At 71.9% G+C, this 17,355-nt stretch carries 17 protein-coding genes; 16 read left to right on the top strand and 1 reads right to left on the bottom strand.

The annotated features are described in order from the left end of the window. Positions 1–20: 20 nt before the first annotated feature. From ftsZ to ISO16_RS05000, 10 genes are all read left to right on the top strand, one after another. Positions 21–1,217: a cell division protein FtsZ gene (gene ftsZ, locus ISO16_RS05045; RefSeq protein ID WP_006933411.1), complete on the top strand. Its 1,197-nt coding sequence runs from the start codon at positions 21–23 to the stop codon at positions 1,215–1,217. Then, entirely contained in the window at positions 1,214–1,969 is a 756-nt protein-coding gene (gene pgeF, locus ISO16_RS05040) for a peptidoglycan editing factor PgeF (protein ID WP_006933412.1), read from the top strand. Before ftsZ ends, pgeF begins: the two co-directional genes overlap by 4 nt. Continuing rightward, positions 1,966–2,703 carry a YggS family pyridoxal phosphate-dependent enzyme gene (locus ISO16_RS05035; RefSeq protein WP_043801958.1) on the top strand — a complete coding sequence of 246 codons (738 nt, stop codon included), beginning with the start codon at positions 1,966–1,968 and terminating at the stop codon, positions 2,701–2,703. Before pgeF ends, ISO16_RS05035 begins: the two co-directional genes overlap by 4 nt. Positions 2,704–2,734: 31 nt before the next feature. Beyond that, entirely contained in the window at positions 2,735–3,403 is a 669-nt protein-coding gene (locus ISO16_RS05030) for a cell division protein SepF (RefSeq protein ID WP_006933414.1), read from the top strand. 114 nt (positions 3,404–3,517) lie between these two features. Next, entirely contained in the window at positions 3,518–3,808 is a 291-nt protein-coding gene (locus ISO16_RS05025) for a YggT family protein (protein ID WP_003938221.1), read from the top strand. A 148-nt stretch (positions 3,809–3,956) separates the two neighbouring features. Beyond that, entirely contained in the window at positions 3,957–4,811 is an 855-nt protein-coding gene (wag31, locus tag ISO16_RS05020) for a DivIVA-like cell division protein Wag31 (RefSeq protein ID WP_043801962.1), read from the top strand. Positions 4,812–4,854: 43 nt separating this feature from the next. Then, positions 4,855–5,076 (top strand): hypothetical protein, encoded by a 222-nt coding sequence (locus tag ISO16_RS05015; protein WP_072635425.1) that lies wholly within the window; start codon positions 4,855–4,857, stop codon positions 5,074–5,076. 289 nt (positions 5,077–5,365) lie between these two features. Next, the gene (ileS, locus tag ISO16_RS05010; protein ID WP_072635424.1) at positions 5,366–8,527 is read left to right on the top strand and encodes an isoleucine--tRNA ligase; all 3,162 of its coding nucleotides are present in this window, start codon (positions 5,366–5,368) and stop codon (positions 8,525–8,527) included. Positions 8,528–8,617: 90 nt separating this feature from the next. Continuing rightward, complete coding sequence (locus ISO16_RS05005; protein WP_006933423.1) at positions 8,618–9,961, top strand: DNA polymerase IV; 1,344 nt, start codon at positions 8,618–8,620, stop codon at positions 9,959–9,961. A gap of 144 nt (positions 9,962–10,105) precedes the next feature. Further along, complete coding sequence (locus tag ISO16_RS05000; protein WP_029544171.1) at positions 10,106–10,603, top strand: hypothetical protein; 498 nt, start codon at positions 10,106–10,108, stop codon at positions 10,601–10,603. Positions 10,604–10,667: 64 nt separating this feature from the next. Here ISO16_RS05000 and ISO16_RS04995 read toward each other — a convergent pair whose 3' ends face one another. After that, positions 10,668–11,612, bottom strand: coding sequence for a hypothetical protein (locus ISO16_RS04995; protein ID WP_442800810.1), 945 nt, complete (start codon positions 11,610–11,612; stop codon positions 10,668–10,670). 48 nt (positions 11,613–11,660) lie between these two features. Between ISO16_RS04995 and lspA the strand changes: the two genes are divergently transcribed. From lspA to rarD, 6 genes are all read left to right on the top strand, one after another. After that, entirely contained in the window at positions 11,661–12,296 is a 636-nt protein-coding gene (gene lspA / locus ISO16_RS04990) for a signal peptidase II (protein ID WP_037200951.1), read from the top strand. A gap of 14 nt (positions 12,297–12,310) precedes the next feature. Continuing rightward, positions 12,311–13,219, top strand: a complete 909-nt coding sequence (locus ISO16_RS04985) for an RluA family pseudouridine synthase (RefSeq protein WP_170914109.1) — start codon at positions 12,311–12,313, stop codon at positions 13,217–13,219. A gap of 8 nt (positions 13,220–13,227) precedes the next feature. Beyond that, positions 13,228–13,857, top strand: a complete 630-nt coding sequence (locus tag ISO16_RS04980; protein ID WP_072635448.1) for a hypothetical protein — start codon at positions 13,228–13,230, stop codon at positions 13,855–13,857. A gap of 57 nt (positions 13,858–13,914) precedes the next feature. After that, positions 13,915–15,690 (top strand): DUF2207 domain-containing protein, encoded by a 1,776-nt coding sequence (locus ISO16_RS04975; protein WP_072635422.1) that lies wholly within the window; start codon positions 13,915–13,917, stop codon positions 15,688–15,690. 70 nt (positions 15,691–15,760) lie between these two features. Further along, positions 15,761–16,324, top strand: a complete 564-nt coding sequence (locus tag ISO16_RS04970; protein ID WP_043801901.1) for a LemA family protein — start codon at positions 15,761–15,763, stop codon at positions 16,322–16,324. A 46-nt stretch (positions 16,325–16,370) separates the two neighbouring features. Further along, a complete protein-coding gene (gene rarD, locus ISO16_RS04965; protein WP_006933438.1) occupies positions 16,371–17,294 on the top strand; it encodes an EamA family transporter RarD in 924 nt (307 codons plus the stop codon). Positions 17,295–17,355: the final 61 nt, after the last annotated feature.

Genomic DNA, 17,355 nt, shown 5'->3' with positions numbered 1-17,355 from the left:
TCTCAGGAAGGCGAGAGCCCATGACGCCCCCGCACAACTACCTCGCCGTAATCAAGGTCGTCGGTATCGGCGGTGGCGGCGTGAACGCGGTCAACCGCATGATCGAACAGGGACTCAAGGGAGTCGAGTTCATCGCGGTGAACACCGACGCCCAGGCCCTGCTCATGTCCGACGCCGACGTGAAGCTCGACGTGGGCCGTGAACTCACCCGGGGGCTCGGCGCCGGCGCGGATCCCGAGGTCGGCCGCAAGGCCGCCGAGGACCACAAGGACGAGATCGAAGAGGTGCTCAAGGGCGCCGACATGGTCTTCGTCACCGCCGGCGAGGGCGGCGGGACCGGCACCGGCGGCGCGCCCGTGGTCGCGAGCATCGCCCGCAAGCTCGGTGCGCTGACCGTCGGCGTCGTCACGCGGCCGTTCTCGTTCGAGGGCAAGCGCCGCGGCGGCCAGGCCGACACGGGCATCCAGACCCTGCGCGAGTCCTGCGACACCCTCATCGTCATCCCCAACGACCGGCTGCTGCAGCTCGGCGACGCCGCCGTCAGCCTCATGGACGCGTTCCGCTCCGCCGACGAGGTGCTGCTCAACGGTGTCCAGGGCATCACCGACCTCATCACCACCCCCGGCCTGATCAACGTCGACTTCGCCGACGTCAAGGGCGTGATGTCCGGCGCCGGCAGCGCGCTGATGGGCATCGGTTCCTCCCGCGGGGAGGGCCGGGCCATCAAGGCCGCCGAGGCGGCGATCAACTCGCCGCTGCTCGAGGCGTCGATGGAAGGGGCGCGCGGCGTGCTGCTGTCCATCGCCGGCGGCTCCGACCTCGGCCTGTTCGAGATCAACGAGGCGGCTTCGCTGGTGCAGGAGGCCGCCCACATCGACGCGAACATCATCTTCGGCACCGTCATCGACGACTCCCTGGGCGACGAGGTGCGCGTCACCGTCATCGCGGCCGGGTTCGACGGCGGCACCCCGGCGCGGCGTCCCGTGGAATCGGCCCCGCCGACCACCGCAACGCGCGGCGGCACCATCGGCGCGGGACGTGCCGGCGACGTCGGCCGCCCGGAGCGGGAGCGGGCCGAGGAGATGCCGGCGCGCGAGCAGCAGCCCGTCGCGGGCAGTTCGCTGCCGCCGATCGGGTCTGCGCAGCCGGCACGGCCGGTGGAGGTCGACGAGGACGGCGACGACGACGTCGACGTGCCGATCTTCATGCGCCGGTGACGGTGGCACAGTCGGCTCTCCGGGCGCGGCGGGTCGTCACCACCCGCGCCGGCGGCGTCTCCGCCCCGCCCTACGACTCGTTCAATCTCGGTGACCACGTGGGTGACGACCCGGCGGCGGTCGAGGCGAACCGTCGCCGCCTCGCCGCGGCGATCGGGCAGCCCTACGAACGGCTGGTGTGGATGGAGCAGATCCACAGCCGCAACGTCACCGTCGTGGACGGCCCGGTCGACGGCCCGGTGCCCGCGACCGACGCCCTGGTCACGCGCGAGCCCGGCCTCGCGCTCGTCACCCTGAGCGCGGACTGTGTGCCGGTGCTGCTCTCGGACGAGGAGGCGGGCGTGATCGCCGCGGTGCACGCGGGCCGGATCGGCGCCCGCGTGGGTATCGTTCCCCGCGTCCTGGACACGATGGTCGAGCTCGGTGCGCACCGCGAGCGCATCGGCGCGTTCCTCGGGCCCGCCGCGAGCGGACGCCGGTACGAGGTGCCCGCCTCGATGCAGGCCGACGTGGAGGCGCACCTGCCCGGCAGCGCCACCCGCACCGTGCGGGGCACGCCCGGGCTGGACCTGCGCGCAGGGCTGCGCCGGCAACTGCGCGCGCACGGCGTCGTGGCGGTCGCGGAGGATCCCCGGTGCACCATCGAGGATCCGACGTTGTTCAGTCATCGCCGTCAGGCGCCGACCGGGCGGTTGGCGGCGGTGATCTGGCTCGAGGCCGTATCGGCCACCGGTGCCGGGGGTGGCCGGTGAGCGCAGCGGATCCCGGCGCGCGGCGCGCCGAGATCGCGGACGGGCTGCGGCGGGCACGCGAGCGGCTCGACGCCGCGGCCCGGGCAGCCGGCCGCGACCCGGCGGAGATCGCCCTGCTGCCGGTGACGAAGTTCTTCCCGGTCTCCGACGTGGAGATCCTCTACGGACTCGGGTGCCGGGCCTTCGGCGAATCCCGCGAACAGGAGGCCGCCGCGAAGGTTGCCGAATTCCGTTCGCGTACAACCGATCCCGCTGTCGCATGGCACATGATCGGCCGGCTGCAGCGCAACAAGGCGCGTGCCGTCGCCCGCTGGGCCCACACCGTGCACTCGGTCGACAGCGTCCGGTTGGCGCACGCACTGGACGCCGGTGCGCAGGCCGCGCAGGAGTCCGGCGACCGCGAGACGCCCGTACGGGTGCTGCTGCAGGTCAGCCTCGACGACGATCCGCAGCGGGGCGGGGTGAGCGCCGCGGACCTGCCCGCACTCGCGGACGAGGTCGCCGCCGCCGGCGGACTCGAGTTGCGGGGCCTGATGGCGGTGCCGCCACTGGGATGGGACCCGGACGCCGCATTCGAACGGCTCGCCGGGCTCCACAGCGGGCTGCGCTCCGATCATCCCGAGGCCACCGAACTGTCGGCCGGCATGTCCGGCGACCTCGAGGCGGCGGTGCGATGGGGTTCGACATGCGTGCGTGTCGGAACCGCGGTGTTGGGCTCGCGGCCGTTAGCCTGAGTGTCGACCGCCGCGCGAGGAAGGTTGATCCATGAGCTCACTCCACAAGTTCAAGGCGTACTTCGGGATGGTGCCGCTCGAGGAATACGAGGACGACTACCTCGACGACCCCGCGAGCGCCCGCCGTGAGCGCGACCGGGAGTACGACGAGCCGCCGTACGCCGGCGGTGGTTACGGCCCGTCGCACCGCGACGAGTACAAGGCGGCGCGCCGGGAGGACGCCGGCCGCGACTTCGAGCCGGACGGCTTCGATCGCTACGAGCCCCCCGTGCGGGCGGCCCGCGTGGAGCCGATCACGGCCCGCGCACCGCGCCCGACCCCGCCGCCTGCCCGCGCCGCCGCGCGGTCGTCGCTCGGCTCCGAGGGCCGGCTCGAACGGTCCGAGGCCCGTCGCGGCGCACTGTTCGACGAGGGAGGCCCGTTGTCGAAGATCACCACGCTGCGTCCCCGGGACTACGGCGAGGCCCGCACCATCGGCGAGCGGTTCCGCGACGGCACCCCGGTGATCATGGATTTGGTGGAGATGAGCAACGCCGACGCCAAACGGCTCGTCGACTTCGCCGCCGGGCTGGCCTTCGCGCTGCGCGGCTCGTTCGACAAGGTCGCCACCAAGGTGTTCCTGCTCTCCCCGGCGGACATCGACGTCTCCGCCGAGGAGCGCCGCCGGATCGCGGAGACGGGGTTCTACAACCAGCAGTGACCTGAACCCGCAGCGGCGGTTCCGGCACGGTCGACGCCCGGTGCCCGGTGTACAACACCGGACGCCGGGCGTTTCGGTTTGGCTCGATCCGCCGTCGTCGGGCAGAGTGGGCGGGTGGCCGTATTCGAGGTGCTCTGGTTCCTGCTGTTCATTTTCTGGCTGCTGCTGATCGGCCGGATCATTGTCGAGTTCATCCGGACGTTCGCGCGGGACTGGAAGCCGACGGGATTCGTCGTCGTCGTTCTCGAAGCAATCTTCACGGTCACCGATCCGCCGGTGAAACTGTTGCGCCGGCTCATTCCTCCGCTGAATCTCGGGGGAGTGCGACTGGATCTGTCCATCATGGTGCTGCTGTTCATCGTCTACTTCCTGATGGCGTTCATTCCCCGAGGTGGGACGCTCTGAGGGCCGACACCTGCTCGGACGATCCGCGCGAAAGCCGCCCTGTGCCAGAATGGGGTGCCAGTTACAGTGAGTTTGATACGCGTGACGCACTGTGGATATAACTGAATGCTTGCTTGACCGCTCACACGACGCGTGAAGGGATCCTTCCATGCCGCTGACCCCAGCTGATGTGCACAATGTCGCGTTCAGCAAGCCGCCGATCGGAAAGCGTGGCTACAACGAGGACGAGGTCGACGCGTTCCTGGATCTCGTCGAGCAGGAACTGACCCACCTGATCGAGGAGAACGCCGACCTGCGGCAGCGGGTGGCCGAGCTCGACCAGGAGCTCGCCGAGGCCAAGAAGGGTGCCCGACCCGGCGCGGCGGCACCGGCCCAGCCGGCCAAACCGGAGCCCGCTCGCGTCGTCGAGGCGCCGAAGCCGCCGGAACCCGCTCCGGCGCCGGCGCCCGCACCGGCCCCCGCACCGGTTGCGGCCGCACCGGCCTCCGGAGACGCGAGCATGCAGGCCGCCAAGGTCCTGGGCCTGGCCCAGGAGATGGCGGACCGCCTCACCGGCGACGCCAAGGCCGAGGCCGAGGAGCTGCTGCGCAACGCCCGCACCAATTCCGAGCAGCTCATCTCCGATGCGCGCACCCGCAGCGAGGCGATGATCGCCGACGCGCGGCAGAAGTCCGAGGCGATGCTCGCCGACGCCCGCACCCGCTCCGAGACGCAGCTGCGCCAGGCCAAGGAGAAGGCCGACGCGCTGCAGGCGGACGCCGAGAAGAAGCACACCGAGATCATGGCGACGATCAACCAGCAGCGCTCGGTGCTCGAGGGCCGCATCGAGCAGCTCAAGACCTTCGAGCGCGAGTACCGGGTGCGCCTGAAGTCCTACCTCGAATCTCAGCTCGAGGAGCTCGAACAGCGCGGTTCCGCCGTGCCGGTCGACGGTGGCCAGGAGGCGTTCAACCAGTCGAACTCCTCGTTCGGTTCCACGTCCTTCGCCAAGGGCAACAGCTGATCGAGGCGGCGGTCCGATGGCCGGGTTCCGATGAGGGTGCGCCGTGCTGGTGGTGACTCTCGCCCTTGCAGCCGTCGGCTTCGGCATGCTCGTCGTGGCCCTCATGACGGGGTCCGTGCTGTGGGCCTGGGGTTGCATCGTCGTGTGTGTGGTGGGCGCGGTCCTGTTGCTGATCAGCGCATTGAGTGGCAAGCGGACCGCGCCCCCGACGGCGACGGGATCCGAGCCGAGACGGCGCCGCGAGGGACGCGATCCGAGCGAGTGAGCGCGGCGGCATAGAATAGTCCGAGAACAGTTTGCAGTGCTTTCCCCCGGCAGCCGCCGGGGACGGCGTCGATCCGGCCATCACCGGGGAGCCTTCGGAAGAACGGCCGTGCCGACCGGCACGACTCAGTAGAACCGAACGGGTGGGCCCGTCACAGCCCGAACGAGAGGCCCGTCCGGCCGGCAGAGCCCGGAGGGACGGTGCAAGCGGGGTGGTACCGCGGTTGCCGGCGCACAGGGCGCGGCGATCGTCCCCGTGCCGGACACGTCTAGGCACGAGGAGTCACGCTGTGACGAAGAGCACCCCCGACCGCCCGCAGGCCCCCGACGCACCGACCGGCGGATACCCGCGCGTCGACTACGGGGTCGCCAAGGACTCGGGCATCGACTTCCCCGAGCTCGAGGTGAAGGTCCTCGACGGGTGGGCGAAGGACGACACCTTCCGCGCCTCGGTCGCGAATCGCGACGGCGCCGACGAGTTCGTCTTCTACGACGGCCCGCCCTTCGCGAACGGCCTGCCCCACTACGGGCACCTGCTCACCGGCTACGTCAAGGACCTCATCCCGCGCTTCCAGACGATGCGCGGCAAGAAGGTCGAACGGCGCTTCGGCTGGGACTGTCACGGCCTGCCCGCCGAGCTTGAGGCGGAGAAGCAGCTCGGGATCAAGGACAAGTCCGAGATCGACACGATGGGGCTGGCCGAGTTCAACGCCTACTGCAAGACGTCGGTGCTGCGGTACACCGGGGAGTGGCGCGACTACGTCACCCGGCAGGCCCGCTGGGTGGACTTCGACAACGACTACAAGACCCTGGACCTCGACTTCATGGAGTCGGTCATGTGGGCCTTCAAGCAGCTCTACGACAAGGGCCTGATCTACCAGGGCTTCCGGGTCCTGCCGTACTCGTGGTACGAGCAGACCCCGCTGTCGAACCAGGAGACCCGCCTCGACGACGCCTACAAGATGCGTCAGGACCCGGCCGTCACCGTCGACATGGTGGTGCGCGCACCGGGCAGCGAACTCGACGGCGCCAACGCCCTGATCTGGACCACCACGCCGTGGACGCTGCCGTCCAACCTCGCGATCGCGGTGCACCCCGACATCACCTACGTCGCCGTCCGCGTGGGCGAGGGTGACGACGCGAGGACGTATGTGCTCGCGGAGGACCGACTCGGTCACTACGCCCGCGAGTTCGGCGACGAACCCGAGGTGCTGGGCCGGTACACCGGCGCGGACCTCGTCGGCCTGGCCTACGAGCCGCCGTTCGACTTCTTCGTGGGCCGGGAGAACGCCCACCGGATCATCGCGGCCGACTACGTCACCACCGACTCCGGCACCGGAATCGTCCACCTGGCACCGGCCTTCGGTGAAGAGGACATGGAGTACTGCCAGCGCAACGGCATCGAGCTGGTGCAGCCGCTCGATCCGGGCGGAAAGTTCACCGCCCTCGTTCCGCCCTACGAGGGTCTGCAGGTCTTCGACGCCAACCCGGTGATCATCAAGGACCTCAAGGCCGCCGGAAAACTGTTGCGGCACGAGACGATCGAGCACTCCTACCCGCACTCGTGGCGGTCCGGCCGGCCGCTGATCTACATGGCGGTCCCGTCGTGGTTCGTCGCCGTGACCCGGTTCCGGGACCGCATGGTGGAGCTGAACCAGCAGATCACCTGGGTACCCGAGCACATCCGCGACGGCCAGTTCGGCAAGTGGCTCGAGGGTGCCCGCGACTGGAACATCAGCCGGAACCGCTACTGGGGTAGCCCCATTCCCGTGTGGGTCTCGGACGATCCGGCCTACCCGCGCGTCGACGTGTACGGCTCCCTCGACGAGCTCGAACGCGACTTCGGGGTGCGGCCGAGCGACCTGCACCGGCCGATGATCGACGAGCTGACCCGCCCCAACCCGGACGACCCGACCGGGAAGTCGACGATGCGCCGCGTCCCCGAGGTGCTCGACTGCTGGTTCGAGTCGGGGTCGATGCCGTTCGCCCAGGTGCACTATCCGTTCGAGAACACCGAATGGTTCGACTCGCACTATCCCGGCGACTTCATCGTCGAGTACAACGGTCAGACCCGCGGCTGGTTCTACACCCTGCACGTGCTCGCCACCGCGCTGTTCGACCGCCCCGCGTTCAAGACCGTCGCGGCCCACGGCATCGTGCTGGGCGACGACGGGCTGAAGATGAGCAAGTCCAAGGGCAACTACCCCGACGTCAACGAGGTGTTCGCCCGCGACGGCTCCGACGCCATGCGCTGGTTCCTGATGTCCTCGCCCATCCTGCGCGGCGGCAACCTCGTCGTCACCGAGCAGGGCATCCGCGAGGGCGTCCGGCAGGCGCTGCTGCCGCTGTGGAACGCGTGGAGCTTCCTGCAGCTGTACGCGTCCAAGCCCGGCACGTGGCGCACCGACTCGCCGCACGTGCTCGACCGGTACATCCTGGCCAAGCTCGCCGCCACCCGCAACGCCATCACCGACGCGCTCGAGGTGGTCGACATCGCCGGAGCATGCGACGAGCTGCGTACCTTCAGCGACGCCCTCACCAACTGGTACGTGCGCCGCTCCCGCAGCCGGTTCTGGGACGAGGACGCCGACGCGATCGACACCCTGCACACGGTGCTCGAGGTCGTCAGCCGCCTCGCCGCCCCCATGCTGCCGCTGGTCACCGAGGTGATCTGGCGCGGCCTGACCGGCGGCCGCTCCGTGCATCTGGCGGACTGGCCGGCCGCCGGGGACCTGCCGGCCGACCCGGCCCTGGTCGAGTCGATGGACGAGGTCCGCTCGGTGTGCTCGACGGTGCTGTCGCTGCGCAAGGCCCAGAAGCTGCGCGTGCGGCTGCCGCTCCCGCAGGTCACCGTCGCCGCCCCCGAGGCGCACCGGCTGCAGCCGTTCGCCGAGCTCGTCCAGGACGAGGTCAACGTCAAGTCGGTCGAGCTGACCGAGGACGTCGATGCGCACGGCCGCTTCGAGCTGGTCGTCAACGCCCGGGCCGCGGGACCGCGCCTCGGCAAGGACGTGCAGACGGTGATCAGGGCCGTCAAGGCCGGGGACTGGTCCGAGGCGGCCGACGGCACCGTCACGGCCGCCGGTATCGCGCTGCTGCCGGAGGAGTACACCACCCGCCTGGTTGCGGCGGAGCCGGAGTCGACGGCCGCGCTGCCCGGCGGCGCCGGCCTGGTGGTGCTGGACTCCACGGTCACCGAGGAGTTCGAGGCCGAGGGCTGGGCGAAGGACCGGATCCGCGAGCTGCAGGACGCGCGCCGCAACCTGGGCCTGGACGTCTCGGACCGCATCTCCGTCGTGTTCGAGGTGCCGGCCGACCGCGCCGACTGGGCACTGCGGCACCGCGAGCTCATCGCCTCGGAGGTGCTCGCCACCAGCTTCGAACTCGCGCCCGCCGGGGACGGGGCGCTCGACCTCGGTGAAGGGGTGCGCGCGGCCATCGTCAAGGCATGAGCGTCCCGGTGACCGGGGTGCGCGGCGCGGCCACGACGGCGGTGACGCGGATGCGGGCGTGATGTCGGTGCGAGGGGCGAGGATGCCCGGGTGCCCCCCGTGGTGAATCCGAGTGGTCGGCGCTGGGTGCTGCACCTGGACCTGGACGCCTTCTTCGCCTCCGCCGAACAACTGACCCGGCCGACCCTACGGGGTCGGCCGGTGCTCGTCGGCGGCCTCGGCGCGCGTGGCGTCGTCGCCGGGGCCAGCTACGAAGCCCGCGTCTTCGGGGCGCGGTCGGCGATGCCGATGAGCCGGGCCCGCCGGCTGGTGGGGCCCGCCGCGGTGGTGCTGCCGCCGCGCGGGGTGCTGTACCAGGCGCTCAGCCAGACCGTGTTCGACGTGTTGCGCGAGCGCATCCCCGTGCTCGAGACGCTGTCGCTCGACGAGGCGTTCGCCGAACCCGCCGAGCTCGCCGGCGCCGCCCACCACGACGTGGAACGGTTCTGTGCGCGGCTGCGCGACGAGGTGCGGGCCCGCACCGGCCTCGTCGCGTCCGTCGGCGCCGGCTCCGGCAAACAGATCGCCAAGATCGCCTCCGGCCTCGCCAAGCCCGACGGAGCGCTCGTCGTGCGTCCCGAGGAGGAGCTGGCGCTGCTGCACGGCCTGCCGGTACGCAAGCTGTGGGGGATCGGACCGGTGTCGGAGGAGCGCCTGCGGCGTCTGGGCATCGACACGATCGGTGACCTCGCCGCGCTGCCGGTCCCGGAGGCGGCCTCGATCCTGGGCGCCACGGTGGGCCCGGCGCTGCACCGGCTCGCCAACGGGCACGACGATCGACCGGTCGTCGAACGCGCCGACGCCAAGCAGGTCAGCGCCGAGACGACGTTCCCGACGGACATCGTCACCCTCGCCGAGCTGCGACGTGCCGTCACCGGCAGCGCCGCCGCAGCGCATCGCCGGTTGCGGCGCGACGGCCGGGCCGCCCGGACCGTCGTGCTCAAGCTGCGCAAGGCCGACATGAGCATCCTCACCCGCTCGTCGACGCTGCCGTACGCCACCGAGGATGTGGCAACGCTCACGGCGGCGGCGCAGCGGCTGGCGCTCGACCCGCTCGAGATCGGCCCGATCCGCCTCGTCGGCGTCGGCCTCGCCGGCCTGTCCAGCATCCGGCAGGAGTCGCTGTTTCCCGAGCTCGAGCAGCCCCCGGAGGACCCGGTGGAGTCGTCGCCGGACGCCGGGCCGGAGCACGTCACGACGGTGACGGGACGGCGGTGGCGTCCCGGCACGGACGTGCGGCATCCGGAGTTCGGACACGGCTGGGTGCAGGGCGCCGGGCACGGCGTGGTGACGATCCGCTTCGAGACGCGCTCGACCGGGCCGGGGCCGGCCCGCACCCTCGACGAGAACGATCCCGCCCTCTCCGAGGCCGATCCGCTCGCCGGCCTCGGGTGAGCGCGCGGGCCCCGCCGCTCTCACGGTCTTCTTACTACCGCCGGGTACGCTTACGGGCGATCCGCTGTCCCGGTGGAGCATCCGCTGCTGGATGAACCGAGCACGGTACACCCGTGCACGATCGAGAACGAGAAGGACGAGAAGTTGAAGCTTCGCAAGATCACTGTCGCCACGGTGGCTCTGGCCGCCGCCCTCACGATGTCCGCCTGCAGCTCGGACGACGGAGGTAGCTCGACCTCGACCTCGGCGAAGACCACCACCAGCACCACGACCGCCGCCGCGCAGTACCCGCCGGTGCCGACCGTCGAGGACCTCAACGCCATGCTGGCCAAGGCGTTCGACGAGACCGTCCCGGCCGAGGAGAAGGTGAACCTCGTGCAGGGTGCCGAGCAGGATCCCGCCCTGATCGACCAGGTCGCCGCCGCGGCCAAGCAGGCCGGCGCGCAGATCACCGTCCTGGACGTCAACGACAACCAGAACGGCACGGTCACCGCCGGCATCGAGACTCTGCTGGCCGGTGCGCAGCAGCCCGCCGTCGGCACCGTCGACTTCGTCGCGGAGAACGGCGTGTGGAAGCTGTCGAAGAACAACGCCTGCGCCATCGTCGCGACGGCTCAGCTGCAGTCGCCGGCCTGCGCCTGACGTAGACCGACACGGCGGCCGGGGCGGAGATCCGCCCCGGCCGCCGCCGCGTCCGCCCGTCCGCTCAGGACTGCCAGCGCACCCGGTCCACCAGGGTCTGCGCCAGACGGGTGGTGCCCGCGGGATCGCTGTACGCCTGCTCCCCGCCGACCGTGAGATCCCCGGCGATCGGGAGCGGCCGGCCGAGGTCGATGGTCATCGTGCCTTCGCCGGTCATCTCGTACCGGTCGATGTTCAGCCGACCGGACCCGTTCGGCAGCGCCCAGGTAGCCTCGCGCGGGGTCTGGGTGATGCGCAGGTGCACGGTCAGCAGGTCGCCGTCCCGCTCGAGCAGGCTCGCGGTGGCGACCTGATCGAGCGCCATCCCGCTCATCACCTGTTGGTGGATCTCCCACACCCCACCCACGCCGATCTCCTCCTCGGGGAACGACACCATCCGGTACACGGCCTGGTAGAAGGCCTGCTCGATGGCCGATCGGGCGATGTCCGCGGAGTCCGGCGTGGGATCGAGCCGCAGCGCGCTCACCGCGCCGGACGGGGACATCGTCAGTCCCGCCTCGGATCCCCGAGCGGGCCCGAGCGCCGCGGCGAGGGCCGCATCCGGCGACGTGGCGTCGTCGATCCGCAGGTCCACGAGGCTGCTCGGCGAGGCGTCCGACACGGCGTCGCTCACCCGCGCGGTGAGCGGCAACGTCAGTTCGGGGGTGGAGAAGTCCTGTGCCGGCTGATCGCCGATCGACTGGAAGACCTGCGAGGCGGTCGTCAGCGCCACCTGCTGGCTCGTGTCGACGGGTGGGGTGAGCCGGATCCGGCTGCGCGGCTCGGCCCCCGGCTCCAGGACCACCGCGGTGACCGCGGCGACGGGCACCGTGACCTCCGTCGAGGTCGCCGTCGACGTGGGGGCGGCACCGTCGGCGGAGTTGCCGCACCCGGCGAGGAGGGTGGTCAGGGACAGGGCCACACCGAGGGAGCGGGCCCTCGGGCGGGCGAATTTGGGCAGCACAGGCACGCACCCCAGGGTAGCCACGGCGGGCGGGGTGGCCGTCGCGCTCCTCGGATGGGGGATGATGGCAGGGTGACCGACGACCCCACCGAGCACGATGCCCACCCCGACGCCGTCGCGGAACCCCCGGTTGCGTCGTCCTCGGCCGGAACCCCGGCGAAGGACGCGCCCGCGCCGGCCCGGCGGCTGCGCGAGCTGCTCGCCCTCGCCGCGGTGATCTTCGGGTTCGACCTGCTCACCAAGGTGCTGGCCGTCCACTACATCGATCCGGCCGATCCCGTCTCGATCGTCGGGGACACCGTGACGCTCACATTGGTGCGCAACCCGGGCGCCGCCTTCTCGATGGCCACCGGCATGACGTGGCTGCTGACCCTGGTCGCCGTCGCCGTCGTGGTGGGCGTGGTCAGGATCGGCCGCACGCTGCGATCGGGCTGGTGGGCGCTGGGACTCGGGCTCGTCCTCGGGGGCGCGCTGGGTAATCTCGTCGACCGGATCTTCCGTTCCCCGGGCCCGCTGCAGGGCCACGTCGTCGACTTCGTGTCGGTCGGCTGGTGGCCGGTGTTCAACGTCGCCGATTCCGCCATCGTCTGCGGCGCGATCCTGCTCGTGGCGCTGACCGTCTTCGGCGTCGAACCGGACGGCTCGCGGAAGACCGGCTCCTCCGACAGCAGAAAGGAAGCACACAAGTGAGAGAAACCCGGGCGATGCCCGTCCCCGACGGGCTCGACGGGATGCGGGTCGACGCGGGCCTGGCACGGCTGCTCGGCCTGTCGCGCACGGCGATCGCCGCCCTGACCGAGGAGGGAGCCGTCCTGGTCGACGGTGCCGCCGCGGGCAAGTCCGATCGACTGTCCGCCGGTTCCTGGCTCGAGGTGGAACTGCCCGAGCCGCCCCGGCCCCTCACCATCGAGGCGACGCCCGTGGAGGGCATGGGGATCCTCTATGCGGACGACGACATCGTCGCCGTCGACAAGCCCGTCGGCGTCGCCGCGCACGCGAGCGTCGGCTGGACCGGGCCGACCGTGATCGGCGGACTGGCGGCCGCCGGATTTCGCATCTCCACCTCCGGCGCCCACGAGCGGCAGGGCATCGTCCACCGCCTCGACGTCGGCACGTCCGGGGTCATGGTCGTCGCGACGTCCGAGCGCGCCTACACGGTGCTCAAGCGGGCCTTCAAGCAGCGCACCATCGACAAGCGCTACCACGCCCTCGTGCAGGGGCACCCCGATCCGAGCAGCGGCACGATCGACGCGCCGATCGGCCGGCATCGCAGCAGCGACTGGAAGTTCGCCGTCACCGCCGACGGCAAGCCCAGCATCACCCACTACGACACGATCGAGGCGTTCCAGGCCGCGAGCCTGCTCGACATCCACCTCGAGACCGGCCGCACCCATCAGATCCGCGTGCACTTCTCCGCGCTGCGGCACCCCTGCTGCGGTGACCTGACCTACGGCGCCGACCCGCGCCTGGCCGAGCGGCTCGGCCTCGAGCGGCAGTGGCTGCACGCCCGGTCGCTCGGGTTCGCGCATCCCGCCGACGGGCGCTGGATCGAGATCACCAGCAAGTACCCGGCCGACCTCGAGCACGCGCTCGCCGTGCTGCGCAGCGCCTGACCGTGCGCGTGTCCCTGCCGTGGGCGGCGACGGCGGCACTGCTGCTGGCGGTGCTCGCGGCCGGGCTGCTCACGCCGGCCCGGACGGCGACGGTGCGCACCGACACCCTCGGCCCCGACCACGGCGAGGCGGTCGCCGGCTACCTCGCGCGCGCCCAGGCGAGCGTCGAGTCCGGCACCGGCGAACCGCGGTGGGGCCTGGTGTCCTTCGCGACGCCGGTGACGGTCGAGCAGGCGGCGGCGCTGCCGGGAGACCCTCGCATCGCGCAGGTGCTGTTCCGCGTCCCGATCGAGCGGGTGCAGACCCCACTGGTCCCGGTCGCCGTGCCCGCCCATCGGGAGGCGCTGCTGCGTGCGCCCGCCGTCGCGGCGGGCCGGCTGCGGCAGGCGGGCGGCGCCGACCGGGCCGCGCGCGTCGCCGCGGTCTCGGCCGATCGTCTCGCGGACGGGTGCGCCTGCGTCGTCGGCGTCGTGGTGCGCGTCGCGCCGGCGACGGCGTCGGAGCTCGCCGCGGCCCTCGGCGTCCGCGCCGTCGAACTGCTGCCCGCGGACGCGGTCGCCGGCGCGTTCTCGGTGAACCCGCTGCTGCCCGAGCACGTCGACGTCGTCGCTCCGGGACCGGACGACGGCGAGCCCTGAGGTCCGGTCGCGCAGGATCGGCGGGACAGACGCCTCGCCGGTGGGTACGGTGGCGCGGTGGCACGGGTTCTGGGGTATCTCCTGGTTGCGCTGCTCGCTGCGACCGGTCTGCTGTGGCCGCTGCTCGCCGGACTCGACACCGGCGACGCATCCGCCGCGTCGGATCCGGCGCGGATCACGAACTACACCGCCGACTACACCGTCGAGGCCGAGGGCGGGCTCACCGCCACCGAAACCGTCACGGTCGCCTTCCCGGCCGGCCGGCACGGCATCTTCCGGTACTGGGACGTCACCACGGGCGCCGATCCACACGTGCGCCACATCCCCGAGATCGTCTCCGTCGAACGCGACGGCGCGCCCGAGCCGTTCGAGACGAGCCGGCAACAAGGACACCGATTCGTCGTCGCGAAGATCGGGGACCCCGACGTGTACCTGGAGCCGGGCACCCACACCTATCGCATCGAGTACACCACCGAGGGGGTCCTCGACCCGCCGGGCGGCGCCGCCGCGACGTTCGACACGGCCGCGGGGACGGCCGCCCCGGTCGGCTCGGTGTTCCACTGGAGCGTGGTTCCCGGCGGGTGGGAGATGGCCATCGACCGGGCCGACATCACGGTGCGGCTGCCCGCGGCGTCCGGCCTGGTCGAATGTGCGGTGTCGGGGGCGGCCTGCATCCTCGGCGGGGCCGGCACCGACACCGTCTCCGTCGGGGTGACCGGGCTCGAACCCCGGACGGCGGTGAACGTGCGCATCGGGCTCGGGCTCGACGCCCCGGCCCGGGCCACGGTGCCCTGGCCGGTCGCGTGGGATCCCATCCTCGGGCGGTCGGCGCCGGTCGTGGCGGTGGTCGCGATGCTGAGCCTGCTCGGATTCGCCGGCGCGGCCCGGTGGGCGTGGACAGCCCGCGAACCCGAGCCGGGCCTGCCGGTGCTGTACTCGCCGCCCGACGGCTTCGGACCGGTGCAGACCGTCTACCTCGCCTCCGAGCGGCCCGGGCCCGCGCCGCTCGCGGCGACGCTGCTGTACGCCGCAGAGGAGGAACTGGTCGAGCTGCGCCCCGCCGGCGGCGGGAAGAAGTCCGACGTGTGGGAGGTCCGCGGCGTCGCATCCGCGGACAGGTGGGCGGCGACGGACCCGGTGACCCGGGCGGTCGGCGACGCACTGCAGATCTCGTACCCCGGTGCGGTGCTGCGGGCCGACGGCTCGAAGTCGGCGGGGGAACGGTTGTCGAAGGCGACGACGGAGCTGGCGTCGCAGTGCCGGATCTGGGCCCGCAACGAGGGACTGGTGGCCCCGTCGGCCCGCGAGCGTCTCGGCAAGGCGGCGGTGGTGCTGGCGCTGGTCCTCGCGGTGGTCGGGTTCGCGGTGCCGGTGTGGCCGAGCATGTGGGGCCTGCCGGCGGCGGCGTTCGTGTTCGGCGGATGGGAGCTGTTGCGGCCGGAGGCGGGGACGCGGCGCACCGCGAAGGGCCGCGAGATGTGGTCGCGTGCCGGTGGGTTCCGGCGCATGCTCGTGACCCCGTCGAGCGAGGACCGCTACCGGTTCTCGGCGGAACGCGACCTCTACACCCGCTACATTCCGCACGCGGTCGCGTTCGGCGTGGCCGACCGGTGGGCGGAGAAGTACCGCACGGTCACCGGGTCCGAGCCGCCGGCGCCGGCGTGGTACCCGTATCCGGTCGGAGTGCACGGATTCGCCTCGGGGACCGGGGGATTCGACAGCTTCGAGTCGGCCCTGTCGTCGTCGATCGGCGCGTACACCGCGTCGCAGTCCTCGTCGTCGGGTGGTGGCGGTGGTGGCGGTGGTGGCGGCGGCGGTGGCGGCTCGTGGTGACCGATCGCCGCGGTGAACGAGGCACCGGCGCGTCCGCACCGGTGCCGGGCTACGGAAGGAGGGCGGCTCCATGGTGACCGCAATCGTGATCGTCGTCGTGCTGGTGGTGGTGCTCGGTGCCGTGTTCGTGGTCGGCTTCAACCGGCTGCGCCGCGCCGACGTGCTGGCCCAGGAGGCCCTCGGCGGCATCGACGTGCAACTGAGCCGGCGCGCGGACCTGGTGCCGAACCTCGTGGCGACGGTGCGCGGCTACGCGGCGCACGAGAAGAGCGTGCTCGAGGAGGTCACCGCCGCGCGCACCGCCGCGTCGCGGGCGGCTTCCGGCGGCACGGTCGCAGAGAAGGCCCAGGCCGACGCCCGGCTCGAGAAGGCGGTGTTCGACGTGCTCGCCGTCGCCGAGAACTACCCGGACCTGAAGGCATCGGCCAACTTCCTGGATCTGCAGCGCCAGCTCGGCGAGACCGAGGACCAGCTCGCCTTCGCCCGCCAGTACTACAACGACGCCGCGGGCAGGCTCAACACGTCGCTGAAGACGATCCCGTGGATGTTCTTCGCGGGACCGGCGGGTGTGCGCGAGCGTGAGTTCTATACCGCTCCGGCGGGCACGGAACTGCCGCCGACCGTGTCGTTCTGATCCACCCGGCGCGCGCGGTCGCGCCACCGGGCCCTACCGTTGAGCGGTGAGCAGCACCGCATCGCGCTTCGACGCCGGCATCGTGTGCGGGCTCGGCGCCTATCTGACGTGGGGACTCTTCCCGGCGTTCTTCGGGCTGCTCGAGCCCGCCGGACCCGTCGAGATCCTCGCCCACCGGGTGCTGTGGACGCTGCTGGCGATGCTGCTGCTGCTCGCCGTGCTCGGCCGGCTCGGCTCGCTGCGGGGACTGGGCGTGCGGGTGTGGGCCCTGGTCGCGGCGGCGTCGGTGGCCATCGCCGTCAACTGGGGTACGTACATCTACGGCGTCGTGTCGGGCCGGGTGGTCGAGACCGCGCTGGGCTACTTCATCAACCCGCTGGTCAGCGTGCTGTTCGGGGTGTTGTTCTTCCGGGAGCGCCTGCGCCGCGCCCAGGTCGCGGCCCTGTTCGTGGCGACCGCCGCGGTGGCGGTGATCACCGTGGACTACGGCCGGCCGCCGCTGATCGCGCTGACCCTGGCGTTCTCGTTCGCGCTGTACGGGGTGGTCAAGAAGATCGTGCCGCTCGATCCGCGGACGTCGCTGACGGGGGAGGGCATCGTCGCCGTGCCGTTCGCGGCGGGCTACCTGGTCTTCCTCGCTGTCACCGGCACCGGCACCTTCACCGGCCACGGGGCCGGGCACTCGCTGCTGCTCGTGTCGGCCGGGCTCGTCACGGCGCTGCCGCTGCTGCTGTTCGGGGCGGCCGCCCAGCGGGTGCCGCTGGTGACCCTCGGCATGCTGCAGTACCTGACCCCCGGCCTGCAGATGGCGTGGGGCGTGCTGGTGCTGCACGAGGACATGCCGGCCTCGCGGTGGATCGGATTCGGGCTGATCTGGACCGCGCTGGCGGTGTTCACCGTCGACGCCGTCCTGCGGGCCCGCACGGCGCGCGGACGCCTCGAACCGGTCACCTCGAGTACACCGGAGTAACACCGGTCACGACTCGCCGCCGGCGCCGGTGTGGCGGTCCGATCCCGTCGCCGGGGAGGCC

The organism is Rhodococcus sp. M8, from assembly GCF_015654185.1.
GTDB lineage: Bacteria > Actinomycetota > Actinomycetes > Mycobacteriales > Mycobacteriaceae > Rhodococcus > Rhodococcus aetherivorans.
Note: the sequence above shows the minus strand (reverse complement) of the source record. Positions and strands in the feature narration are given on the sequence as shown.

Coding starts and splice junctions, on each gene's coding strand:
- lspA (WP_037200951.1), top strand. CDS start 11,661: ATGGGGGATGATGGCAGGGTGACCGACGACCCCACCGAGCACGATGCC.
- ISO16_RS05030 (WP_006933414.1), top strand. CDS start 2,735: ATGAGCTCACTCCACAAGTTCAAGGCGTACTTCGGGATGGTGCCGCTC.
- ftsZ (WP_006933411.1), top strand. CDS start 21: ATGACGCCCCCGCACAACTACCTCGCCGTAATCAAGGTCGTCGGTATC.
- ISO16_RS04970 (WP_043801901.1), top strand. CDS start 15,761: ATGGTGACCGCAATCGTGATCGTCGTCGTGCTGGTGGTGGTGCTCGGT.
- wag31 (WP_043801962.1), top strand. CDS start 3,957: ATGCCGCTGACCCCAGCTGATGTGCACAATGTCGCGTTCAGCAAGCCG.
- ISO16_RS04985 (WP_170914109.1), top strand. CDS start 12,311: ATGCCCGTCCCCGACGGGCTCGACGGGATGCGGGTCGACGCGGGCCTG.